The organism is Mucilaginibacter sp. A5337, from assembly GCF_059690695.1.
Genome location: NZ_JCAWEC010000004.1, coordinates 104,348 through 128,164, shown reverse-complemented (window position 1 = coordinate 128,164; position 23,817 = coordinate 104,348). Strand labels below are relative to the sequence as shown.

19 protein-coding genes are annotated in these 23,817 nt (G+C 43.3%); 10 read left to right on the top strand and 9 right to left on the bottom strand.

Annotated elements, in window-relative coordinates; all coding sequences use genetic code 11:
• The first annotated feature begins 180 nt into the window (after window positions 1-180).
• The 5 genes from AC59JO_RS14400 (at window position 181) to AC59JO_RS14380 (ending at window position 4,076) form a co-directional block, all read left to right on the top strand.
• Window positions 181-648, top strand: a complete 468-nt coding sequence (locus AC59JO_RS14400) for a response regulator transcription factor (RefSeq protein ID WP_413669991.1) — start codon at window positions 181-183, stop codon at window positions 646-648.
• Between the two features lie 112 nt (window positions 649-760).
• Window positions 761-1,300 carry a DUF4199 domain-containing protein gene (locus AC59JO_RS14395; RefSeq protein WP_497306085.1) on the top strand — a complete coding sequence of 180 codons (540 nt, stop codon included), beginning with the start codon at window positions 761-763 and terminating at the stop codon, window positions 1,298-1,300.
• Window positions 1,301-1,768: 468 nt separating this feature from the next.
• A complete protein-coding gene (locus AC59JO_RS14390; protein ID WP_413669993.1) occupies window positions 1,769-2,668 on the top strand; it encodes a LysR substrate-binding domain-containing protein in 900 nt (299 codons plus the stop codon).
• 77 nt (window positions 2,669-2,745) lie between these two features.
• Entirely contained in the window at window positions 2,746-3,756 is a 1,011-nt protein-coding gene (locus AC59JO_RS14385; protein WP_413669994.1) for an NAD(P)/FAD-dependent oxidoreductase, read from the top strand.
• Window positions 3,757-3,758: 2 nt separating this feature from the next.
• Entirely contained in the window at window positions 3,759-4,076 is a 318-nt protein-coding gene (locus tag AC59JO_RS14380; protein WP_413669995.1) for a 2Fe-2S iron-sulfur cluster-binding protein, read from the top strand.
• Window positions 4,077-4,584: 508 nt separating this feature from the next.
• On the opposite strand, the gene bshC is transcribed toward AC59JO_RS14380, so the two are convergent.
• The 8 genes from bshC to rpmB form a co-directional block, all read right to left on the bottom strand.
• Entirely contained in the window at window positions 4,585-6,201 is a 1,617-nt protein-coding gene (gene bshC / locus AC59JO_RS14375) for a bacillithiol biosynthesis cysteine-adding enzyme BshC (protein ID WP_413669996.1), read from the bottom strand.
• Between the two features lie 133 nt (window positions 6,202-6,334).
• Entirely contained in the window at window positions 6,335-7,672 is a 1,338-nt protein-coding gene (gene rimO / locus AC59JO_RS14370) for a 30S ribosomal protein S12 methylthiotransferase RimO (protein ID WP_497306082.1), read from the bottom strand.
• Between the two features lie 47 nt (window positions 7,673-7,719).
• Window positions 7,720-7,785 (bottom strand): hypothetical protein, encoded by a 66-nt coding sequence (locus tag AC59JO_RS14365; RefSeq protein ID WP_497306729.1) that lies wholly within the window; start codon window positions 7,783-7,785, stop codon window positions 7,720-7,722.
• 1 nt (window position 7,786) lies between these two features.
• On the bottom strand, window positions 7,787-8,098 hold the full coding sequence (locus AC59JO_RS14360) for a GxxExxY protein (protein ID WP_497306080.1): 312 nt from the start codon (window positions 8,096-8,098) through the stop codon (window positions 7,787-7,789).
• Window positions 8,099-8,131: 33 nt separating this feature from the next.
• Complete coding sequence (ftsY, locus tag AC59JO_RS14355) at window positions 8,132-9,097, bottom strand: signal recognition particle-docking protein FtsY (protein WP_413669999.1); 966 nt, start codon at window positions 9,095-9,097, stop codon at window positions 8,132-8,134.
• Window positions 9,098-9,277: 180 nt separating this feature from the next.
• Complete coding sequence (locus tag AC59JO_RS14350) at window positions 9,278-9,442, bottom strand: DUF4295 domain-containing protein (protein ID WP_022830074.1); 165 nt, start codon at window positions 9,440-9,442, stop codon at window positions 9,278-9,280.
• A 95-nt stretch (window positions 9,443-9,537) separates the two neighbouring features.
• Window positions 9,538-9,720, bottom strand: a complete 183-nt coding sequence (gene rpmG / locus AC59JO_RS14345) for a 50S ribosomal protein L33 (protein WP_022830075.1) — start codon at window positions 9,718-9,720, stop codon at window positions 9,538-9,540.
• Between the two features lie 82 nt (window positions 9,721-9,802).
• Window positions 9,803-10,036, bottom strand: a complete 234-nt coding sequence (rpmB, locus tag AC59JO_RS14340) for a 50S ribosomal protein L28 (protein WP_022830076.1) — start codon at window positions 10,034-10,036, stop codon at window positions 9,803-9,805.
• A 527-nt stretch (window positions 10,037-10,563) separates the two neighbouring features.
• On the opposite strand from rpmB, the gene acs reads away from it, so the two are divergent.
• On the top strand, window positions 10,564-12,465 hold the full coding sequence (gene acs, locus AC59JO_RS14335) for an acetate--CoA ligase (RefSeq protein WP_413670000.1): 1,902 nt from the start codon (window positions 10,564-10,566) through the stop codon (window positions 12,463-12,465).
• A gap of 5 nt (window positions 12,466-12,470) precedes the next feature.
• On the opposite strand, the gene AC59JO_RS14330 is transcribed toward acs, so the two are convergent.
• Window positions 12,471-13,787 (bottom strand): amino acid permease, encoded by a 1,317-nt coding sequence (locus AC59JO_RS14330; protein ID WP_497306077.1) that lies wholly within the window; start codon window positions 13,785-13,787, stop codon window positions 12,471-12,473.
• Between the two features lie 201 nt (window positions 13,788-13,988).
• Between AC59JO_RS14330 and AC59JO_RS14325 the strand changes: the two genes are divergently transcribed.
• The 4 genes from AC59JO_RS14325 (at window position 13,989) to AC59JO_RS14310 (ending at window position 23,466) form a co-directional block, all read left to right on the top strand.
• Window positions 13,989-15,734 carry a PQQ-dependent sugar dehydrogenase gene (locus AC59JO_RS14325; RefSeq protein ID WP_497306075.1) on the top strand — a complete coding sequence of 582 codons (1,746 nt, stop codon included), beginning with the start codon at window positions 13,989-13,991 and terminating at the stop codon, window positions 15,732-15,734.
• Window positions 15,735-15,831: 97 nt separating this feature from the next.
• On the top strand, window positions 15,832-17,430 hold the full coding sequence (locus AC59JO_RS14320) for a S8 family peptidase (RefSeq protein WP_497306073.1): 1,599 nt from the start codon (window positions 15,832-15,834) through the stop codon (window positions 17,428-17,430).
• A 12-nt stretch (window positions 17,431-17,442) separates the two neighbouring features.
• On the top strand, window positions 17,443-18,951 hold the full coding sequence (locus tag AC59JO_RS14315; RefSeq protein ID WP_413670004.1) for a carboxylesterase/lipase family protein: 1,509 nt from the start codon (window positions 17,443-17,445) through the stop codon (window positions 18,949-18,951).
• 255 nt (window positions 18,952-19,206) lie between these two features.
• The gene (locus AC59JO_RS14310) at window positions 19,207-23,466 is read left to right on the top strand and encodes a hybrid sensor histidine kinase/response regulator (protein ID WP_497306071.1); all 4,260 of its coding nucleotides are present in this window, start codon (window positions 19,207-19,209) and stop codon (window positions 23,464-23,466) included.
• Window positions 23,467-23,817: the final 351 nt, after the last annotated feature.

Below are 23,817 nucleotides of genomic sequence, written 5' to 3'. Positions count from 1 at the left end.
TTTAGGTTAAATATATGTTAAAAAAATGCTTATTGGATAAATTATTTAGTTATATAAACTTTAAATAACTGATTATAAATAACATAAAATAGCAGATTTATGGGCAACTTTTTTTTGTTTACAGGCTTTTCTTGCTTTGTTTAAAATATCCTAAATTTAATGTAAATCGGTTACCATAACATGGCTTCAAACCTGCTGGCAAAAAATAAGCACACCATACTATACGGGCTGTGCCTTGCCGTATTGCTTTTTTTGCTAAAATGGCTGGAATTAAAGTTTGTAATAGTTAATAACGCTTATGAGGTGTACATGGGTGCTATAGCCGTGCTTTTTACCGCACTCGGTATCTGGCTTGCACTTAAACTTACCAAACCTAAAACTGTAGTGATAGAAAAACAGGTGTATGTAAATAGCGGACCTGAATTTACCATTAACCAACGCGAAGTAGAAAAACTGGGCCTCAGTAAACGCGAGCTGGATGTTTTGCAATTGATGGCCGAAGGACTAAGCAACCAGGAAATCTCGGAGCGGTTGTTTGTATCGTTAAATACCATCAAAACGCATTCCGCAAAGGTATTTGAAAAAATGGAGGTAAAGCGCCGTACTCAAGCTGTTGAAATGGGGAAACGATTGTCCATCATCCCCTAAAAGGGATCATACTTTAGTACTGAAATTAGCCGGTATTTTCAAAATCACCCTAAAGTATGAGCCCGAAAAGTTTCTGACAAGCCAAATTTGTTCTATCAAAACATAAAACGATATGAAAAAGAATGTACTTGTTTTTGGATCAATCTCCGGTTTAATCATTGCCGCAACCGGAGGCATTTCGGGTGCCCTGTGTTATAATAATCCCAACTTTCAGGGCAACATGTGGGTGGGCTATGGCTCCATGTTACTGGCCTTCTCACTAATATTTGTAGCCATCAAAAATTACCGCGATAAATACAATGGAGGCGTAATCAGTTTCGGCAAAGCCTTTATGATTGGTCTTTATATTGTGCTGATCACCTCAACTGTTTATGTAATTATATGGCTTATCGAACTCTACAATTTCTTTCCCGACTTCATGACCAAATACGTTGCCCATGTTTTAAAGGAAGCCAAAGCCCATGGCGCAACAGATGCCGAACTTAAACAGCAGGAAGCAAGCATGGCCAGGTATGTTAATATGTATAAAAGCCCGTTTGGTGTTATAGTGCTTACTTATATGGAGATCTTGCCTGTTGGTTTGGTAATTGCGCTGATAGCGGCATTAATCCTGAAACGCAAAAATGCCAGCCCGCAATTGGCTACTAATTAAAAGCAGCTATGCCAAGAAGCGTAAAAGCCGCATTTTGCACTTCGTTATAGGAGGCACGAAGCAATCGCGAACTTTACAGAGTAGCATGATGGGCTGCTTTGCTAATGGGGGATTATTAATAATTATAATTTGATTTTTATAGGTATTAATGAGCTCCCTACGGTCGGTTGTCTTCGTACCTTATAATGACGTTGCCGTAAGTTGTTGATTATTAAGTGCTTTTTTGATTTGTTTTATAATATGGGCGTTGCCTGCGGCCGGGCTATCCGCTGCAAGTCCTCGCCTTTCCTGCCCGCAAACCCAACCCGCGCTGTGGGCTTTACGCTTCTATCCCTAACGCGGCCCTCGCGCAAAATCCCTAAAACATAGTTTAAACGTCATCAATTTTTTTTCTGGTTCTTTAATGGTTACTCGCAATGACGCTTTATTATTAGCTAAGATATTAAGCATTATTCCTAAATTGGCTCAATGATATTTGATTTCAGGCTGAAGGTTTTTTATACGGTTGCACAGCGTTTGAGCTTTACCAAAGCGGCATCCGAATTATTTATTACCCAACCCGCCGTTACCAAACATATCAAAGAACTGGAGCAGCAGCTTAGCATACAGTTGTTTAAACGTAATGGCAATAACATAGCCCTCACCCCAGCCGGTAAAATTCTAGAGAAATATGCCGAAAAGATCTTCCAAACTTATACCGAGCTTGAAACCGAACTGGCTCAGCTTAACAACTTAGAAGCCGGCACACTACATATAGGGGCCAGTACTACGGTGGCACAGACCATTTTGCCCAAGCTGCTGGCTATGTTCAAAAAAACATACCCTAAGGTTACCTTCAATTTTATCCAGGCCAATACAGATCAGATCTCGCAGCTGGTTCTTGCCGAAAAAATAGACATCGCTATTGTTGAAGGTGCAGCCCATTCGCCGCAATTATCTTATACTGATTTCATTAAGGATGAAATTGTATTGGTAACCAGCGCTAACAATAAGTTATCCAAAAAGGCCGAGATCACCCCCAAACAATTACCCTCCATTCCACTGGTTTTAAGGGAAGCCGGGTCGGGTACGCTGGATGTTATTTTCAATGCTTTGGCAGCGGTGCAGATCAACCCTAAAGATCTTAATATTGAGATTCAACTGGAGAGCAGCATCGCCATCAAACAATACCTTTTATACTCAGAAACTGCCACTTTCCTCTCCATACAATCGGTAGTGAGTGAATTAAAATATAACGAGCTCAGCATTATTGATGTTAAAGGTTTGGAGATTTTCCGCACTTTTCAATTTATCCAGCTGCACGGAAAACATAGCAAGCTGATTGAACTTTTTAAACGTTTTTGCCTCGCCAATTATAACTTAAAGTAATCTTATATTACTTTATATCATTTGATTACCAACGAGTTTAACGCCAAATTTGATTGCTGAACATAAGGCAATCACACATGGAACATATTACTACCGATATCTGTATTATAGGCGCCGGGCCTGTTGGTTTATTTGCTGTTTTTGAAGCCGGGCTGCTTAAAATGCGCTGTCATCTTATTGACGTACTGCCGCAGGTTGGTGGTCAGCTTTCTGAGATCTACCCGCATAAACCGATATATGATATCCCCGGCTATCCCGATGTTACTGCACAGCAATTGGTAGATAACCTGATGTTGCAAATAGCGCCGTTTCACCCAACTTTCAGTTTAGGCGAACGGGTTGAAAACCTGCAGCGCAATGAAGATGGTTCCTATAATATCATCACCAACGATGGTACCGTTGTGCATTGCCAGGTGGTAGTAATTGCCGGCGGACTTGGCTGCTTTGAGCCCCGCAAGCCTGAAATTGACCGCCTTACAGATTTTGAAGGTAAAGGCGTAGCCTATATGGTGAAAAACCCCGAGCATTTCCGCGATAAAAAAGTGGTATTGGCGGGCGGGGGTGACTCCGCGTTAGACTGGGCAGTTTTCCTGAGCAATGTAGCCGAACGCGTTACACTTGTTCACCGTGGCGATACTTTCCGCGGAGCGCCTGACAGTGCCGAAAAAGTATTTGAACTGGCCAGGGAAGGTAAAATTGATCTGATCTTGAAATCAAACGTTGTTGCCTTAACCGGTGATGACCGCCTGCGCGAGATCACCTTGCTCGACCGCGACCAGCAGGTTAGCCATATTGAAGCAGATCACCTCATTCCGTTATTTGGCCTTAGTCCTAAACTTGGCCCTATTGCGGATTGGGGCTTAAACATAGACAGATCAGCCATCGCCGTAAATACAACTGATTACAGCACCAATATCGAGCGAATCTATGCCATTGGGGATATCAACATCTACCCGGGCAAGCTTAAGCTGATATTGTGCGGCTTTCACGAGGGGGCGTTGATGGCGCAGAGTGCCTTCAAATATGTTTACCCTGAGCAAAAACTAAGTTTTAAATATACCACCGTTTACGGTGTAAGCGCTTTTTAGCCATGATAAATTTAACCATAATTGACCGCGACGGCGGCAGCAGGCCAGTCGAGATTCCGGAAGGCATAAACCTGAGCCTGATGGAAGTATTAAAGGCATCTGAATATGACATCCTGGCCACCTGCGGCGGCATGGCGCTTTGTGCCACTTGCCATGTACAAGTAATAGAAGGCCCTGCAGCATATTTTACCGCTACAGATACCGAACTGGATGTATTAGATACCCTACCCTATGCCCCACCTGCAAGTCGTCTGGCCTGCCAAATCAGGATTACTGAGGATATGGATGGAATGGTGTTTAAGCTGGTGGGCGAGGAATAAAGTCGGAAGTTTTAAGCCCTAAGTCTTAAGTCGGATTAAAAATTCTTGTGTTTTGTGTGCGAGCCCTGTTGCCGGCTTACTATTTTTCTTTCCGGCAGCGGGGTTTTGTTGCCTTGGTACTCGTCATTACGAGTAACCATCAGGGTACCTGAAAAAAATCATAATGACGTATAAAATATATTTCAGCGATGGTGTGCGGGGGCGGCGTTAGCGATAGTAGCGGATACCGGCCTTGTGGCTAATGCCTTGTGTAGTATGAGCGGATAGCACGGGCCGCAGGCAACGCCCATATCCATAAAGCCGATCAAAAAACATGCTTAATAATCAATAACTTACAAACACGTCATTATAAGATACGAAGACAACCGACCGTAGGGAGCTCATTAATACCTATAAAAATCAAATTATAATTATTAATAATCCCCCATTAGCAAAGCAGCCCATCATGCTACTCTGTAAAGTTCGCGATTGCTTCGTGCCTTATAATGACGTGATGGAGAGATATCTCCTACTTCTCCGTCAGCACCGTAAACTTAAAATCAAGCGGCTCAAACAGACGAATCAGTTCATCAATAAAAGTTTGTCCCCATTTCACATACATCAGGCCAAAGTTTTCAGAACGCTCCTGCAGGCTATCTTTCGGGAACAGCTCGGCTTTAACAGCGGTCAGCTGTTCTAAACGCACACTATAGTTTCTTTTTTCGGCACGGATGAGTTTCTTTTCCAGGTTATCCATAGCCTTTTTGAGGCGGGCTTGTACAGCCGCAGCCGATGGAGAAAGCGTAGGATCTATCTTGTAGGCACGCAGCTTTATTTTTTCGAACAGGCTTTCCATCTCGCGCCATTCTTCAGCAATGCTCAGGTTATGATCGCTGTGCTTTTTGATCCAGTAGGTTTGCAGCGCATCGCTTTGTTTAAATAAAGCCAAGGCATCTAAATCCATGCGGGATATTTTGGCAGCCTGCTCCTTTTTGATCACCAATGCCGAGTTGCGGAGAATCAGGATCGGGAAATCAATTTTATAATGATCAAAGTTAGATTTCAATTCCAGCCAGTAAACCACTTCTGCGCCGCCACCGATGTAGGCGATATTGGGTAAAATACATTCCTGGTATAATGGGCGCATCACCACGTTAGGGCTAAAGCGCTCGGGGTATTCGGCTATCTCCTTTTTAAGTTCAGCTTCGGTAAACTTAATTTCAGTATTAAGGACGTTGTAGCTGTCATTCTCAAAAACTATCCTTTCGCGCAGTTGATCTTTCAGGTAAAAGAAATTGATTTCCCTCGGATTAACCTGGATATGCACACCAAGTTCATGCAGCTTTTGATTGGTTTCACTAATGTTTTTAAAACTATGCTGACCGATGATATCCTGCTCAATAATTGGCGCGAACTCCTTTTTAAACTCATGGTCATCGGCATCAATAATAACGAGGCCGTATTGGCCGAAAAGTGAATTAACAAGGTACCGCGTAGCATCGGCAAGCTTATCAAATTTGGTGTAGGCCGTTTCAACAATTTCGGCAAGATCGGTCGCGTGGCCTTCCATGCCTAAAACGCCTTTGTACTGGTTAAGTGCCTGACGCATACTCACCGGGTCTATACGACCGGTGGCTCCCGAAGCCTCGTACCACCAATGCACTTTTTTACCGCCAATGTTGGTGTAATTGATCTCGGCAAAATCATGGTCTTCGCTGGCCATCCAGTAAACAGGCACAAAGTTTTTATCGGGATGAGCGGCTTTTAATTGCTGCGCGAGCTTTATGGCGGTGGCAATTTTATAAAGGAAATATAAAGGCCCGGCAAAGATATTGAGCTGATGCCCGGTTGTAATGGTATAAGTATTATCCTGCTTTAACAGCTCCAGGTTTTGGGCTGTGAGCGCGGTTGAATAAGTGCATAATTTACCGGGCTCTTTACCTAAACATTCGTACTGCTTAGTTAAAACACGTACCAAAACTTCACGATCTGCAACAACCTTTTTATTTTTCAAAAATTCGGCAAAACCGGCCATATCAGGGCGGTAACCATAAAAAGGTTGTAGTTCGGGTTTATTGTCGATGTATTCGGCAACTGTGTTTGAAAAAAAACCGGTGTCTTTATAACTTATACAGGATGCGTCCATTTCGTTGATTCATGTTTTGGATGCTCGGTTTCAGATTTGCCCTAAAACAAAACATCAGCAAATAAAATTAAATGCTGATGTCGAAATTAGATTATAAATCGCAAATCGCTTTACAGCCGACTGCAAATTAACATTATTTTACAATTTGTCCATAAAGGTCAAAGTCCTCGGCGCTGTCTATCTTCACGTTAACAAAGCTGCCAACGGTAGCATAGTCAATACTTGCGTCAATCAAAACTTCGTTATCAACCTCAGGCGAATCAAATTCGGTACGGCCAACAAAGTAACCGCCATCCTTTTTATCAATCAGCACTTTATAGGTATTGCCGATCTTTTCCTGGTTTTTATCGAAAGAGATGCCCTGCTGAATTTCCATAATGGCATCAGCACGTTCTTGTTTAACTTCTTCAGGTACGTCATCAACCAAACTATGGGCGTGGGTTTTTTCCTCGTGCGAGTAAGTGAAACAGCCCAAACGGTCGAACTTGGTATCTTCAACCCACTGAGCCATCTCTTCAAAATCCTGCTGGGTTTCGCTCGGGTAACCGGTGATCAGCGTAGTACGCATTGCAATGCCCGGAACGCGGTCGCGGATCTCGTTTACAATATCAATGGTTTTTTGCTTGGTGATACCACGGCGCATCGATTTCAGCATATTATCGGTAATGTGCTGCAATGGCATATCCAGGTATTTGCAGATGTTTTCGCGCTCATTCATTACATCCAGGATTTCCATCGGAAAACCTGAAGGATAAGCGTATTGCAACCTGATCCATTCAATACCGTTCACATCAGATAAACGGCGAAGCAGTTCATCCAAATTACGTTTGCCATAAAGATCAAGACCATAATAAGTAAGATCCTGTGCAATCAGGATCAATTCTTTAGTGCCGTTTTTAGCCAATCTTTTGGCATCTTCAACCAATTGCTCAATAGGCGAGCTCAGGTGTTTACCACGCATCAGCGGGATAGCGCAAAACGAGCAAGGGCGGTTACAGCCTTCAGCAATTTTAAAATAAGCAAAGTGCGATGGTGTGGTTAACAAACGTTCACCTATCAACTCATGTTTATAATTCGCGCCTACAGATGCCAATAAGTTCTGCAGATCGTTAGTGCCAAAGTAGGCATCAACATTGGTAATTTCGGCTTCAAGCTCTGGTTTATAGCGCTCACTCAAACAGCCTGTTACAATCACCTTGCCCACCTTGCCCTGCTCCTTAAGCTCGCTGTATTGCAGAATAGTATCTATTGACTCCTGTTTGGCATTATCAATAAAGCCACAGGTATTAATTACAATAATATCATTTTTGCCTACCTTCTCGGCCTCATGCACCACATCAAACTGGTTGCCCTTCAACTGGCCCATCAATATTTCCGAATCGTAAATATTTTTTGAACAGCCTAATGTTACCACGTTTACACGCGGTTTGGCTTGTTTAACCGATGGACGGGAAATTTCTTTTGTCTTCATTATATATTTTTTGATTTCAGTGATTTTTTTGATTTCACTGATCTCGTTTACACAGACATCCTTTTAATTGAACAACTTACGTTACCGAAATTAATCAATAAGCCTGTTTTAATTTTACTTGCCTTTAAATATGATAGGAGCTGTTTTTGGAAAATTACTGGTAAAAAAAGGACCTATTACCGCTTTTATTTCAACAATAACTTTGCCTTCGATAAAAAAATCACATCTAAATTCCCCAACACACTTTTCCTTAAAATATAATTCGAATTTCTTTTCTGTTTCGAAGGCTAAACCTTCCAATTGTAACTGATGTTGTAAAGCTTTTGAATACACTTTCTCAACAACCCCCGGTCCCAAATGTTTATGAACTTCAAAGCAACAGCCTATTATCTTTTCTGTTAACGAATCGTTTTCATAATTTGCCATAAGTAATCGGTGAAATCAAAAAAATCACTGAAATCAAACTTTAAATAAACTATCCACAAATGCCTGCCTGTCAAATAACTGCAGATGATCCATGCCTTCGCCTACACCTATATATTTCACCGGGATCTTGAACTGATCTGATATACCAATCACCACGCCCCCTTTTGCCGTACCGTCAAGCTTGGTAAGCGCCAGGGCGTTTACGTTAGTGGCCTCGGTAAATTGCTTGCATTGCTCAATGGCGTTTTGCCCGGTTGAGGCATCCAGCACCAGCAAAATCTCGTGCGGAGCTCCGGGAATCACCTTTTGCATCACGTTCTTGATTTTGGTTAACTCGTTCATCAAACCAACTTTATTATGCAAACGGCCGGCAGTATCTATAATAGCTACATCATCGCCGTTGGCCACTGCCGAGCGCAGCGTATCGTAAGCAACCGAAGCCGGATCTGATCCCATGGCCTGGGCAACAACTTTTACGCCAACACGCTCACCCCAAAGCTTGATCTGATCGACTGCGGCAGCACGGAAGGTATCGGCAGCACCTAAAACTACCTGGTTGCCGGCCTGTTTTAATTTGTGAGCCAGCTTGCCTATGGTAGTGGTTTTACCCACGCCATTAACACCAACAACCATGATTACATATGGCTTATGATCGCCATATTCAAAATTACGAAAATCGTTGCTGTTGTTTTCGGCAAGCAACTGCTGAATCTCATCTTTCAACAGGGAGTTCAGCTCATTGGTGCTTACGTATTTGTCGCGGGCAACGCGGGCCTGGATCCTGTCGATGATCTTGAGGGTGGTACTTACACCAACATCGGAGGTAACCAATACTTCTTCCAAATCATCAAGCACATCATCATCAACGGTTGATTTACCGGCGATGGCTTTAGTGATCTTTGAAAAAAAGTTATCCTTGGTTTTTTCCAAACCGGTGTCAAGCGCCTGCTGGTCCTGCTGCGTATTTTCCTTTTTCTTAAAAAAATCAAATAATCCCATATTACGATGTGCGGATTTTAGATTACAGATGTGCAGATTATCAATATGCAAATATGCGGATTTCAGATGTGCAGATTGATTTTTTTCATCTGCATATCTGCACATTTAAAATCTGCACATCAAACAAAAAAAGCCCTCTCGTAAAAACAAGACGGCTTCAATATTTTAATCAAAGAGTGATTATATAGTTTTACCAGCAATTGCATCCTTAACTAAATCGTTAGGGACAATTTGGGTTTTGAATGAATAAGCACCAGTTTTAGGTGATTTATTCATGGTGATCACTTTTGAATATTCTTTGCCTTTACCTGCTACTTTCAGGGTTGCAACTACTTTCTTTGCCATTTCTTGTTAATTTTTTGAATTAGTGAATGATTTAATTAGCAAGTTAATTGTTGTTAGCATGTTAACCTAATCAACCAATCAACTTCATCAACCAATTATTTTATCTCTTTGTGAACAGTTACCTTACGTAAAACCGGGTTGAATTTTTTCAACTCTAATCTTTCGGTAGTATTTTTCTTGTTCTTAGTGGTGATATAGCGAGACATGCCTGGCATACCGCTTGTTTTGTGTTCGGTGCACTCTAAAATCACCTGAACCCTGTTGCCTTTTTTTGCCATTTTATTTTTATGTTGTACGTGTCACCTCACGGCTTACGTAATTTTTCAATTTTATTATACTGCTAAACTTGCAGGCCAACTACTAAATGTAGCCTTTTTTAACAAATTTATTAATGCAGGCGGTAATACCGTTTTTGCTGATAGTTTTCACAGCAGAAGTAGATACCTTTAAGGTAATCCATTTATCTTCTTCAGGAATATAAAACTTTTTAAGTTTCAAGTTAGGATGAAACCTGCGTTTTGTTTTAACGTTTGAGTTTGAAACGTTGTTACCTACGATAGATCCTTTTCCTGTTAGATCACAAATTCTTGACATGACAAATATTTTTAATTATCAACCCTTTATCCAAAAAGAGTTTGCAAATATCAGACTTTTAAATCAAATATTCAACAGTGATTTAAAAAATTTTCAAAAAAGATTTTCGACGATGCCAGACACCTATCTAATTAGTTAATAACAGGTTATTTTTTCTTGTATTTGCTATTGTCTGAACTCGAATTTATGGAATTTCGTGAATTGACAGAATGCTAAACAAATTCCATAAATTCTTTAATTCGTTTAATTCGAGTTCAGACACTAGCCATCGCACGCTATGGGTTTTCCACTTCTATCCCTAACGCTGCCACCGCATCAACCCAATAACAATACCAAAATATAGAGCCGTTATTCGTCCAATCGCTACTTCTTAAAAAAATTTAAAAAGTAGCGATTTTAGTTTACACATCGCACATAAATTATTAAATTACGCCCACCATTTAAACCCGTATGAAAGCGTTATAAGCTATACATAAACAAACAATTTAAGCACATAACAGCTCCATCAACCAAACACCAAACAACCAATGAAAATTACATCGTTTGAAGAGTACAAAAAAGTTTACCAGCAAAGCGTTGAGCAGCCCGAACAATTCTGGGCCGGCATTGCCGATAATTTTTTATGGAAAAAAAAGTGGGACACCATACTCGACTGGAACTTTAAAGAACCAAAGATTAAATGGTTTCAGGGCGCACAACTCAATATTACCGAGAATTGCCTCGACCGCCATCTGGAAACTCTTGGCGATAAACCAGCTATCATTTGGGAACCAAACGACCCGGAAGAAGACCACCGTATATTAACGTACCGTCAGCTTCACGATAAAGTTTGCCAGTTTGCCAATGTGCTAAAAAACAATGGTGCTAAAAAAGGAGATCGCGTTTGTATCTATATGCCGATGATTCCTGAGCTGGCCATTGCTGTTTTGGCCTGCGCCCGTATCGGTGCTATTCACTCGGTAGTGTTTGGTGGTTTTTCGGCGCAATCAATTGCCGACAGGATCAACGACGCTGAATGTAATATCGTGATCACCTGCGACGGCGGTAAACGTGGTAATAAAGAAGTACCGCTTAAAACTGTAATTGATGATGCTTTGGTTCAATGCCGTTCGGTTAAAAAAGTAATTGTACTTACCCGCAGCCGTACGCCGGTATCCATGATCAAAGGCCGCGATGTTTGGTGGGAAGACGAGATCAAAAAAGTGGAAACGCAAGGTAACCCAAGCTGTCCTGCCGAGGTTATGGATGCCGAGGATATGCTGTTTATCCTGTACACATCGGGCTCAACCGGTAAACCTAAAGGCGTGGTACATACCTGTGGTGGCTACATGGTTTATGCAGGCTATACGTTTGCCAATGTATTTCAATACAACCAGGGCGAGGTTTATTTTTGTACTGCAGATATCGGCTGGATCACCGGGCATTCCTATATAGTATATGGCCCGCTTTCTCAAGGAGCTACTACACTGATGTTCGAGGGTATCCCAACTTATCCTGATTGCGGTCGTTTTTGGGAGATTGTTGATAAGTTTAAAGTAAACATATTATATACTGCGCCAACCGCCATCCGCTCGTTAATGAGCTTCGGGTTGGATAATGTGAATAACAAGGATCTGAGCTCGCTTAAAAAATTAGGCTCGGTAGGCGAACCTATCAATGAAGAGGCATGGCATTGGTTTGACGACAATATCGGTAAAAACCGCTGCCCAATTGTTGATACCTGGTGGCAAACCGAAAACGGCGGTATCATGATCTCGCCAATTGCAGGCATTACCCCTACAAAGCCAGGTTATGCTACCTTACCCCTGCCAGGCGTACAGCCTGTTTTGGTTGATGAAAACGGCAAAGTAATTGAAGGCAACGGCGTAAGCGGCAACCTTTGTATCAAATTCCCGTGGCCGGGTATGCTGCGCACCACTTATGGCGATCATGAGCGCTGCCGCACCACTTATTTTGCCACTTACGAAAATATGTATTTTACCGGCGACGGTTGCCTGCGCGATGAGGATGGTTATTACCGCATTACCGGCAGGGTAGATGATGTATTAAACGTATCCGGCCACCGTATCGGCACTGCCGAAGTGGAGAACGCCATTAACATGCACAGCAGCGTGGTTGAATCGGCAGTGGTTGGCTATCCGCATGATATTAAAGGCCAGGGTGTTTACGCCTATGTGGTTAGTCCGGATAAACATGGCGATGAAGAAATCACCCGCAAGGATATCATCATGACAGTATCACGTATTATAGGCCCGATTGCCAAACCGGATAAAATCCAGTTTGTAACAGGTTTGCCAAAAACACGTTCGGGCAAGATCATGCGCCGTATTTTGCGCAAGATAGCTGAAGGCGATACTTCAAACCTGGGAGACACCAGCACTTTGCTCGATCCATCAGTTGTGGACGAGATTAAAGCAGGAGCATTATAATAAAACTAATTCGCGTTCTTTCTGAATGCGGCCCAAACATAAAACGGGATGCCGGCCATAAGCAGTAAGAAGCCATAATACACTGCCTCCTGTCCGGCTCCCGCAATGGCCCAAAGCGCGTAGCCAAAAGCCATTACAGCCAACGCCACAGCTCCGGCCCAGCCGCCTGCCTGTGGCGTTTTCCGCACCCGGATAACGAGATAAGCCGCCGCGGATAACAAATAAGGGATCAAGACACTCAACAACGAAAGCAGCAACAGGAATTTAAACTGAGCCACCAAACCTTTGGTATAATTCATGGTCATGAATAGTGATACCATTACACTGCTGATGATGATACCCATATAAGGAACACCTTTTTTGTTCGTCCGGCTGAATATGGGCGGGAAAAGTTTGTCTTTTGAAATAGCATAAGGTACCTGCCCCTGTAGCAACGTCCATCCATTAAGCGAACCGAAAGCTGCGATAGCAATACCCGCACTTACCCAGTAACGGGCACTGTCGCCGTAGATGATCACCGCCGTATCAGCATAAGGCGTAAGTGATTTTTGCAATTGCGCCGCCGGGATAATACCGATAACACTTACACTGCCCAGTATATAAACAAAACTAGTAATAAGCAGCCCCAGCATAGTTGCCCTGGCTACCGTTTTTTCGGGGTTAGCCACACTGCCCGCTGGCACGGTAGCGCTTTCAATGCCAATAAAGGCAAACATAGTCATGGTGGCTGTCGCCTGTAAAGCGCTTACTATGCTACTACCACTTGCGTTAAAAGGTGTAAAATTGGCCATCTTAATAAAAAACAGGCCACCTACAGCCACAAGTAACAATGGTAACACTTTTAAAATAGTAGTAACCAGCTGCAGTTTACCGCCTGCAACAATGCCCAGCGTATTGATATAAGCCAATAACCATATCGAACATAAACCGGTGGTTACAGCAATGATACTACTGCTGCCCAGTACCGGAAAAAAGGTGCTCAACGCACTAACAAATGATATAGTGATAGCGGCATTTGCGCAGGCCACCGCAAGGTAATATCCCCAGGCCACTAAAAAGCCAATAAAATCTCCCAGTCCATCGCGCGTATAGGCGTATGGTCCGCCGGTAGCATGAGGCAACAATTTGCTCAGGTTACTGAAAACCCGGGCTAAAAAGAATGACCCTATTGCCGAAAACACCCATCCCAATAAACCAATGCTCCCGAATGAAGCCATAGCCGCCGGCATCAGGAAAATACCAGCACCAATCATATTGCCAATCACAAGCGAGGTGCTGGTCCACAGGCCTAATTTGTTTTTCTCGGGAATGATTTCGGGCATAGATTTTTGTTTTGCTGAAAAGATAGGATTTTTCCGGAGAAATATAACGAAGCCTCCTCCACTTCAATTTTATGTACTATAGCTAACTTTTCGATAAAAAATAAGATATTATCTAAACATTTACCTGCAAAATTGCTTTTATAGCAGGTTATTGCTTTTTAAAAAGCGGTTCTGCATTTGCATACCTTGTTCGCCTCAAAAATGAAAAACAAAAAAACTGTGACCGGCGTGATGCTGGTACTATGCGCGCTGTTTATTATCAGTTTTAAAAACGCAGGTAAAAGAATCATGCCGCCGGTTAAGGACACTACTAATGGCGGCTTGTTCCTGCCCGGCAAATTTAAAGCTGTAGTAGTGGTTGATAGCCTGCAAGGCAGGGCAAGACATATTGCAGTGAACACCAATGGGGATGTGTATGTAAAACTCCGCTTCCCTGATTCGATAGGCGGCAATGTTGCCCTACGCGACACCAATGGCGATGGCCGGGCTGATATCATCAAAAAATTTGCCAATTATGAGGATAAAGGCCCTTATGGCACGGGGATGAGAGTGCATAAAGGCTACCTGTATTTTAGCTCCGAGGCAAACGTTTATCGTACCAAACTAAATCCTAAATCGCTTGTGCCCGATGGTCCGCTCGAATTGATTTTGCATGATGCTACCGCTCCTCATGAACATGATGCCAAGCCTTTGGCTTTTGACAATGCAGGGCATATGTATGTGGCTTTCGGCGCCCCCTCAAACGCCTGCCAGGAACAAAACAGGGTCCCCGGTTCAAAGGGAATCAAGGGTTGTCCATTGTTAAAGGAATACGGCGGCATCTGGCAGTTTGACGAGGCTAAACCCAACCAGGTACAGGCCGATGGCATCCGTTATGCTACCGGCATGCGCAGTGTTGTTGCTATGGAGTGGAACACGGCCGATAATTGCCTGTATGTGGTGGCCCACGGCCGCGACGACCTGCGCCTGCAGTTCCCTAAAATATTCAGCGCCTGGCAAAGTGCAGTACTGCCTGCCGAAGAGTTCATTAAAGTAAAAAAAGGCACAGATGCAGGCTGGCCTTACTACTATTATGACCCTATTAAGAAGAAAAAACTATTGAACCCCGAATACGGCGGTAATGGCATAAAAGCAGGAAACGGCGCTAAATATGCTCAACCAATTATGGCTTTCCCGGCTCACTGGGCTCCTAATGATCTGTTCTTTTACACTGGCGATCAGTTTCCGGCAAGATACAAAAACGGAGCTTTTATTGCCTTTCATGGTTCAACCAATAGGTCACCCTATCCACAGGCTGGTTTTTTTGTGTGCTTTGTGCCGTTTAAGAACGGAAAGCCAGCTGGCCAGTGGGAAATCTTTGCCGACGGCTTTACTGGTAAAAGCACGGTAGTAAGTGTAAGCGATGCTGTTTACCGGCCTATGGGGCTGGCTATGGGGCCCGATGGTTCATTGTACATCAGCGAAACAGAAGAAGGAAAGATCTGGAAAATCTCCTACACCGGGAATAAAGCAGGGTTCGGCAAGGCCGATCTTGCCAAAATGGAATTGCGCAAAAAACTCCCTGCCTTCCGGCTACCCGATGTTCTAAAGAGCGACCTCCAAACCGGCATGCTAAAAGGCGGCGCTAAAATTTATAATACTTACTGCACCAATTGCCATCAAAAAAATGGCCGTGGCGATGGTAATATGATCCCTCCGCTCAGCGGCTCGGAATGGGTTACCGGTGGCAAGTATATGGAAAAAGAACTGGCCATAAGGGTACTGCTTAACGGTCTTGATGGGCCAATCAAGGTAAAAAACAGGCCTTACAACAGCGCCATGCCCAAACATAATTTTTTAAGTGATGCCGATATTGCGGCAGTGCTGACTTACATCCGCAATAATTTCGGCAATAACAGCAGCCTGGTTACGGCGGCTGAAGTTAAAAAGATAAGGGCGGAGAAATAACATCTCCAGAAAAATCACCAACCCCGCACATTTTTGCAACAATTAAAAACTTACTTTAGAGTTTTTGTACCATATATAACTATTACTGAAAGTATTGATGATTAACAATTTTCCGCTTAAAAAGCTTGTGCTGGTAGCCGGGCTTTGCTTACCTGTGTTCGCTTATGCGCAGGAAGCGCCAAAAACTAAACCTAACTGGCAAAATCTCGATCTTAAAACTGATTCTGTTTTTGGGATCAGTACCGAAAAAGCTTACAACGAACTGCTAAAAGGCAAAAAACACGTTACTGTGCTGGTAGCTGTAATTGATGGCGGCGTTGATGTTAATCATGAGGACCTTAAAAAAGTAATCTGGAACAACCCGAAAGAAATCGCCGGAAATAAAAAGGACGATGACAAAAACGGTTATGCCGATGATGTTCATGGATGGAATTTTATAGGCTCGGCTAAAGGTGATGTTCATTATGATAACCTTGAACTTACACGTCTCGTACGTATTAACAATGCTCGTTTCGCCAAAACAGACAGCACCAAACTTACTGGTAAGGACCTTACAGATTTTAAAGCATATGGCGCTATGAAAGCCGATATGGACAAGCAAGTTGCCAAAGCCCAGCAAACATATACCGTCATCAATAAATTCAACACCCTGCTTGATGGCGTGCTTGCAAAATTGGGGAGCCAAAATCCAAGCCTTGAGGACATCAAAAAATTTGAGCCCAAAGACAACGGCGAAGCTTATGTTAAGCGAGTACTGGAAAGTGCCCTGCCCGAGTTTAAGAATATGGCTGATTTCAGGGAGAAAGAAGTAAATGGCGGCTTAACCCATTTCAAAGAGCAGTTGGATTATCATCTTAACCTTAATTTTAATTCAAGGGATACCGTTGGCGATAACTACAACAATGTCAACGAACATTTTTACGGCAATAATGACGTAACCGGCCCGGATGCGGATCATGGTACGCACGTTGCCGGGATCATAGGTGCGGTAAGGGATAACAATTTGGGTATTATGGGCGTGGCCAATGACGTAGCTATTATGTCGGTGCGCACAGTACCCACCGGCGACGAACGTGATAAAGATGTAGCCAATGCCATTCGCTATGCTGCTGCAAACGGAGCTAAGGTAATCAACATGAGCTTTGGCAAAAGCTATTCATACAACAAAAAAGCGGTTGATGAAGCTGTAAAATTTGCATTAAGTAAGGATGTGTTGCTGGTGCATGCTGCCGGTAATGACAACAACAATACCGAAGTTGAGCTGAACGTGCCTAACAGGACTTACGAAGATAAAAGCGGTGTGGCAGGTGCATGGATTGAGGTAGGCGCATCTGGCCCTAAAGACGATGAAACACTGAAAGCATCTTTCTCCAACTATGGTAAAACCAGTGTTGATGTATTTGCACCGGGCGTGGCTATCAATTCAACCACACCAAAATCAACCTATGGCGAGCACGATGGCACCAGTATGGCAGCACCGGTGGTAACCGGCCTGGCCGCGCTGATCCGCTCGTACTATCCTAAACTGACTGCTGTTCAGGTTAAAGAGATCATCATGAAGTCGGTAGTGAAAATATCACATAATGTAGAAATCAAAGATGGCGAGAATAAAAAAGAAGTTCCATTTAGCGATCTTTGTGTAACCGGCGGTGTGGTTAATGCTTATAACGCGCTTCAGCTGGCTGCCACTTATTAAGATCAACCATTTATGAAGAATATCATCCTCCGGATACCGGTATGCACATTTTTACTGGGTATGTTTTTAGGCTTTAACGCCTGCGCCCAAACAGTTGTAACCAAAGTATCAGGCGGATGGATAAAAGGTATTGAGGAAGGGCCGACATTGGTGTTTAAAGGTATTCCGTATGCCAAACCACCGGTTGGCCCTTTACGCTTTATGCCACCACAGCCAACGACATCGTGGAAAGACACTCTCTCCTGCATGAAGTTTGGCAGTCCCGCATCACAGGGCGGCGGCGCTGGCGGACTTAAAGGCAGTGAAGATTGCCTTTCGTTAAATGTTTATACCCCTACAACCGCCAGGGATGCCAAACTTCCGGTACTGGTATGGGTGCACGGGGGTTCGCTTACAGGAGGCTCGGGTATGGGGATGAACGGGCACGCCTTCGCCGACGATGACAGTGTTGTTACCGTTACCATTAATTACCGACTTGGTGTTTTTGGCTTTATGTATTTGGGGGATGTAAGTAAAGCCTACCAATCTTCGGGTAATAATGGTTTGCTTGATCTGATCATGGCGCTGAAATGGATCAGGCAAAACATTGCTGCCATGGGCGGCGATGCATCAAATGTTACCGTAATGGGCGAGTCGGCAGGGGCCAAACTAACCAGTGCCCTGTTGGCAACGCCACAATCTAAAGGCTATTTTAAACAGCAAATTTTAGAAAGCGGTGCAGTACAGTGCATCAGGGATTCTGTTACGGCCAAAGGCATCAGGCGACGCCTAATGACCGAACTGGGCGTTACCAAACCAGCCGAACTGCTCAACATCTCTGCCGAGAAACTTATAGCAGCACAGGCAAAGATCAGCAACGGCGCACAGGGCACCAACTATTTCGGCCCCGTAATAGATGGTTCTGTTATTTCAGAGGATCCTTATCAATACATTCGTAAAAACAGGAATGATAAAGTACGTTTCCTGATCGGCACCAATAAATTTGAAAGCAAAATGTTTATGGGTTTTGATAAGCGCCTTAATCATCCCGATAGTACAGTACTGTACGGATGGTTTGGTGATAACTACCGTTATGTTCTATCAAACTTTGAAAGTGAAGCTAAAAATGGCAATGCCGATAGTGCGGCCATAAAAGTACTTACACAATACATGTACCAAATGCACAGTTACCGGCTGGCCAACACTTTGGTGCAGGCAGGCAACCACGTTTGGATGTACCGGTTCGACTACAAACGCGACGGTACCGGCGCTACCCACGCCGATGAATTAGGCTATGTTTGGCTTCTGCCTCATCAAAATAATTTTAATGATACCGAGCTGAAGCTCGCCAGCCAAATACACCAAACCTGGGTTAATTTTATAAAGGGTAAGGCCCCCGGCCTGATAAATGACAAACCATGGCCGCATTTTGTAGCCGGCGAAAACAATATCATGATTTTTGATAGCATATCAGGTCCGGTGCAGCTTAGTAAAATTTACAACGACAAGGCCAGCCCTTCTTCTTGTTTTATTTTGAAGTAGATTTTCTATCCGACTAAACATTATTCAAGCCCTCCCGATAATTGACAGTAGTTTAATTGGTAAAACTTTATTTGTTTTCAAAACCCGGTTGCAAATATTACCGTATACATCATAAAATTATTGAGAAAAATATAGCCTAATTAAAATCCGGTTAATATATTAATAATGCTTATACGAGATACTTAAAGCGTTTCGTAAATATTTTTGAGATAATTTAAGTATTATTACTGTTACTTAATGACACCCCTACGTTAAATGGCCGATCCAAAATTCGCGGCTTATTGCCGTCACATTGCACAATTTCTGGCGTGTTTACTGCTTTTTATTTCAGGGGCTCCGTTTAGCTTATCTGCCCAGATCTCCGACTCCCGGTTCAGGCATATCAGCAACGAACAAGGGCTTTCAAATAGCACAGTAAATTGCATCTTTCAGGATAGCCGCGGTTTTATGTGGTTCGGCACACGCGATGGCTTAAACCGGTATGACGGCTCAAAAGTGCTCATCTATCAAAACAATCCTGCAGATAAGGCTACCATAAGCGATAATTTTATCAATTGTATTTACGAAGATGCAGCTCATAAACTTTGGATCGGCACCAATTATAACCTGAATAGCTTTGATCCGGTTACTAATAAATTTTCGGCCTGGGGTTTTAAAAACACAACCATTACCGCAGTGACAGCGCAGGATGATACCCATTTATGGGTAGGTACACAAGGTAACGGATTAAGTCTGCTCGATATCAAAACGGGTAAGACTGTACATTACGGGCATAATAAGCAAAACGGGACAGGTGTCAGCTGCGACACCATAAACACACTTTACAAAGACAACAAGGGTACTTTATGGGTAGGCACACGCCATGGTCTTTGTGTATTTGATGCCGCTAAACACGCGTTTAAACCATTTACAATTAACGGGCCTGTTGCCGGCTGCGATATTACATCCATTACGGCCGATAAAGCCAACAACATCTGGATTGGTACTAACGGACAGGGCGTAGCGACATTTGACACACAGGGTAAACATTTCAGATTGTTTGCGCATGATGATATGGATAACGGCAGCTTGTCGGGTAACCTGGTATTACAGGTGCTTTGTGACAGTAATGGAAATATCTGGATTGGCACTATTAACCAGGGCATGAACTTGTTTAATGCCCAAAGCAATAAATTTGTCAGGTATTTTCCGCGGCCCGAAAACGCAGGCAGCCTTTCAAACACCACCGTCTCGGCAATTTATGAGGATATACAACATGACCTTTGGATAGGCACACACCGCGGCGGGGTTAATTTGTATGTAGCCGAAACCGATAAATTTAAGCTCTACAGGCAAGGCATCAATGAAACCACCTTAAGCTATAATGATGTCAAGGCTTTTTTTGAGGATAGCAGGGGCAACATCTGGATAGGTACCGATGGCGGCGGCCTTAACCTGTTTAACCGTAAAACCGATCAGTTTCGTCAGTATAAATTTAATCCTTATGATGGTTCAAGTATCTCCACTAACGCCATACAGGATATTGCCGAAGATGCGCAAGGCAACATTTGGGTAGGCACCTGGGGGGGTGGCATCAACCTCATGAACCCGGTAACCGGAAAGTTTACCCGTTTTAAAGCTAATGCCGCCGACCATAATGCGGTAAGCTCGGATTTTATGCAGCGAATGTTGCTGGATAGCCGCGGCAACTTTTGGGTGGCTTCGTACTTCGGCGGCCTTAATTTGCTGGATACCAAAACGCACAAATTTACCCGCATACTGAAAGACCCGGATGGCAAAACCTCGTTTGAAGGGAACAACGTTGTTTCGGTGGGCGAAGATAAAGATGGCAATATTTGGTTTGGTACTGATGATGGCGGCCTTAACTGTTATAACTTAAACACCCGTCGTTTTTCGCATTATTTTGATCATGAAAAAAAGAAAACCGATTCGAGGGTAATTTTTACCGATAGCAAAGGCCGGGTTTGGATTGGGATGGCCGGTTTATATCTGTTTGATAAGGCCAATAACAAATTCAACCTGTTTACGGCTAAAGGCAATTTAAGCACCGACTACATCAAGGGAATTACCGAAGATGAAAAACACAATCTTTGGATTTCCACATCCACAGGGATCAATCGCCTAAACCCAGAAACAGGCGATAATAAGCAATTTAATACTTACGATGGCTTGCAGGGTACCGAATTTGAAGCCAATGCCTACCTTAAAACCCGCGATGGCGAGATGTATTTCGGCGGCGTTAAAGGCTTCAACAGATTTTATCCCGAAAAAATTAAAGCCAACACATTTATCCCACCGGTTTACTTAACCGATTTTCAATTGTATAATAAATCGATACTACCGGGAAAACAGGACTCTTTACTGAACAACGATATAAGCTTTACAAGAAAAATAACGCTTAATTACAATCAATCATCCATCGCCTTTAATTTCATCGCGCTTAATTATATCGTAAGCCGTAACAATCTTTACAGGTATAAGCTTGATGGACAGGATAAAGACTGGATCAATGCCGGTATGGAGCGGCGGGCAGCTTATACCAATCTCGATCCGGGAACTTATACCTTTCATGTAAAGGCATCCAATAACGATGGGGTTTGGAATAACATTGGCGCATCGGTCATTATTGTAGTCACCCCGCCGTTTTGGGTACGATGGTGGTTCAGGCTGCTGGTATTACTGTTTATTATAACAGCTACCTACAGCTTTTACGCCTACCGTATCAATGCAATCCAAAAACAGAAAGCGCATCTTGAAAAGCTTGTGCAGGAACGTACCCGCGAGGTTGTGCAAAAAGCCGGTGAGCTGCAGGTAAAATCAACTGAGTTGCAGGAAGCTTACGAAGAGTTGCAGGCCCAGTCAGAAGAGTTAAAAGCACAATCGGAAGAGCTGCAGGTTCAGTCCGAACATCTGCATGTGCTTAATAATAAATTGGTGCTGCAAACAGAGCAGGAACAACAGGCAAGGGAAGAAGCGGAAAAAGCCAACCAGGCCAAGAGTATTTTCCTGGCAACAATGAGCCACGAAATCCGCACGCCAATGAACGGCGTTATAGGTATGGCCTCGCTGCTTGCCGAAACAAAGCTTGATTATGAACAACGGGAATATACCGATACCATTATCAGTTGTGGTGAAGGTTTACTGAGCGTAATAAACGATATTCTTGATTTTTCGAAGATTGAATCGGGTAAAATGGAGGTGGAGCATGAAGACTTCGATCTGCGCCATACCGTTGAAGAAGTAATGGATATTTTTGCACAAAGGGCTGCCCAGCAAAAAATAGATCTCATTTATCAAATCGACGAAGATGTTCCGCTGTACATTGTAGGTGATAGCCTCCGTATAAAACAGGTATTGATCAACCTTATCAATAACGCCATCAAGTTCACCTCCAAAGGAGAGATCTTTGTTAAAGTATTTTTAAAGGAGCAGATTGGTGAAGAGGCAGAAATTGGGCTTAGTGTAAAAGATACCGGCATCGGAATCCCGGAAGAAAAGATCTCGCGCCTGTTCAAAGCATTTTCGCAGGTTGATTCATCAACCACCCGTAAATATGGCGGTACGGGGCTTGGACTTGCCATTTGTCAACGACTGGTGAATTTAATGGGCGGCGATATTTCAGCAACAAGCAAATACGGCGAAGGCTCGGTGTTCAGTTTTTCTATCAAAACCATTAAAAGTAAAAACCCGGTACGTACACCGCTGGTTTGCGACCTGGCCGCATTAGCCGGATTACGGGTGCTTATAGTTGATGATAACGACACTAACTTATTTATACTCCGAACCCAGCTTGAAAATTGGAAGCTGGAGCCGGTAACAGCCTCATCAGGAGCCGGGGCCTTAGCTATACTTCAACAGGACGATAGCTTTAAATTACTGATAACCGATATGGAAATGCCTGAAATGGACGGTGTTGGCCTGGCAAACCAGGTTAAGATTAAATACCCAAAACTGCCAATTGTGATGCTAAGCTCCATTGGTGATGAAACCAAAAGTAAATTTCCGGGATTATTTTCATCTATATTGGTTAAACCTGTTAAGCAGCATCATTTGTGCATGAGCATCCAAAAAGCATTTAACCAGGACCACACAGCTACGACCGAAATTGCAGCCAAAAGCGTACTATCTGCCGATTTTGCCAAAGATCATCCGCTTCGGATCCTGGTGGCCGAGGATAACCCGATAAACCAAAAGCTGATTGAGCGCGTATTAAACAAGCTGGGCTACCAACCTGATATGGCGACCAACGGTGTTTTTGTACTGGAAAAACTCGGCGAAAAAGACTACGATATTATTTTGATGGATATCCAGATGCCTGAAATGGATGGACTGGAAGCCACTGCCCAGATTCGCAATCAAGGTGGTTATCAACCCTACATAGTAGCCATGACAGCCAATGCTATGCAGGAAGATCGTGACATTTGTATGCAGGCTGGCATGGACGATTATCTGTCAAAACCCATGCGCCTGGAAGATTTAGTAACAATACTGGAAAAGGTACAGGTTTTAGGATAAGTTAAGCAGTCTCCCTTAACCTGCTTAGAATTAACTCACCCGATCTGCGCTTCGCTGGGCAGAGGCCATATCGTAAAGCAAATTAACCACCCTTCGAGTTGTGTTACCTATGAATTGAAATTTGGCGATAATATTTATACAAAAAAGGGGGGTAACACTTTTTTGGCCTAAAAAACACTTAACTATCTTATTATAAGTAGTTTAAGTAAAAATTAGCCCTGAATTGTGTTAACCCTGTTAACCCCCTTTTGGCAATAAAATTAATTCAACCGAAACTATATATCGCTTAAGTATCTAAAAAAAAGAGGCTGATCATGATACACCCTCGAACAACGAGCGCAGCGACGTAAG

Bases quoted from the DNA above. Each gene is read 5' to 3' on its own strand.
- AC59JO_RS14400 (WP_413669991.1), top strand. From the start codon at position 181: ATGGCTTCAAACCTGCTGGCAAAAAATAAGCACACCATACTATACGGG.
- AC59JO_RS14395 (WP_497306085.1), top strand. From the start codon at position 761: ATGAAAAAGAATGTACTTGTTTTTGGATCAATCTCCGGTTTAATCATT.
- AC59JO_RS14390 (WP_413669993.1), top strand. From the start codon at position 1,769: ATGATATTTGATTTCAGGCTGAAGGTTTTTTATACGGTTGCACAGCGT.
- AC59JO_RS14385 (WP_413669994.1), top strand. From the start codon at position 2,746: ATGGAACATATTACTACCGATATCTGTATTATAGGCGCCGGGCCTGTT.
- AC59JO_RS14380 (WP_413669995.1), top strand. From the start codon at position 3,759: ATGATAAATTTAACCATAATTGACCGCGACGGCGGCAGCAGGCCAGTC.
- bshC (WP_413669996.1), bottom strand. From the start codon at position 6,201: ATGGACGCATCCTGTATAAGTTATAAAGACACCGGTTTTTTTTCAAAC.
- rimO (WP_497306082.1), bottom strand. From the start codon at position 7,672: ATGAAGACAAAAGAAATTTCCCGTCCATCGGTTAAACAAGCCAAACCG.
- AC59JO_RS14360 (WP_497306080.1), bottom strand. From the start codon at position 8,098: ATGGCAAATTATGAAAACGATTCGTTAACAGAAAAGATAATAGGCTGT.
- ftsY (WP_413669999.1), bottom strand. From the start codon at position 9,097: ATGGGATTATTTGATTTTTTTAAGAAAAAGGAAAATACGCAGCAGGAC.
- AC59JO_RS14350 (WP_022830074.1), bottom strand. From the start codon at position 9,442: ATGGCAAAGAAAGTAGTTGCAACCCTGAAAGTAGCAGGTAAAGGCAAA.
- rpmG (WP_022830075.1), bottom strand. From the start codon at position 9,720: ATGGCAAAAAAAGGCAACAGGGTTCAGGTGATTTTAGAGTGCACCGAA.
- rpmB (WP_022830076.1), bottom strand. From the start codon at position 10,036: ATGTCAAGAATTTGTGATCTAACAGGAAAAGGATCTATCGTAGGTAAC.
- acs (WP_413670000.1), top strand. From the start codon at position 10,564: ATGAAAATTACATCGTTTGAAGAGTACAAAAAAGTTTACCAGCAAAGC.
- AC59JO_RS14330 (WP_497306077.1), bottom strand. From the start codon at position 13,787: ATGCCCGAAATCATTCCCGAGAAAAACAAATTAGGCCTGTGGACCAGC.
- AC59JO_RS14325 (WP_497306075.1), top strand. From the start codon at position 13,989: ATGAAAAACAAAAAAACTGTGACCGGCGTGATGCTGGTACTATGCGCG.
- AC59JO_RS14320 (WP_497306073.1), top strand. From the start codon at position 15,832: ATGATTAACAATTTTCCGCTTAAAAAGCTTGTGCTGGTAGCCGGGCTT.
- AC59JO_RS14315 (WP_413670004.1), top strand. From the start codon at position 17,443: ATGAAGAATATCATCCTCCGGATACCGGTATGCACATTTTTACTGGGT.
- AC59JO_RS14310 (WP_497306071.1), top strand. From the start codon at position 19,207: ATGGCCGATCCAAAATTCGCGGCTTATTGCCGTCACATTGCACAATTT.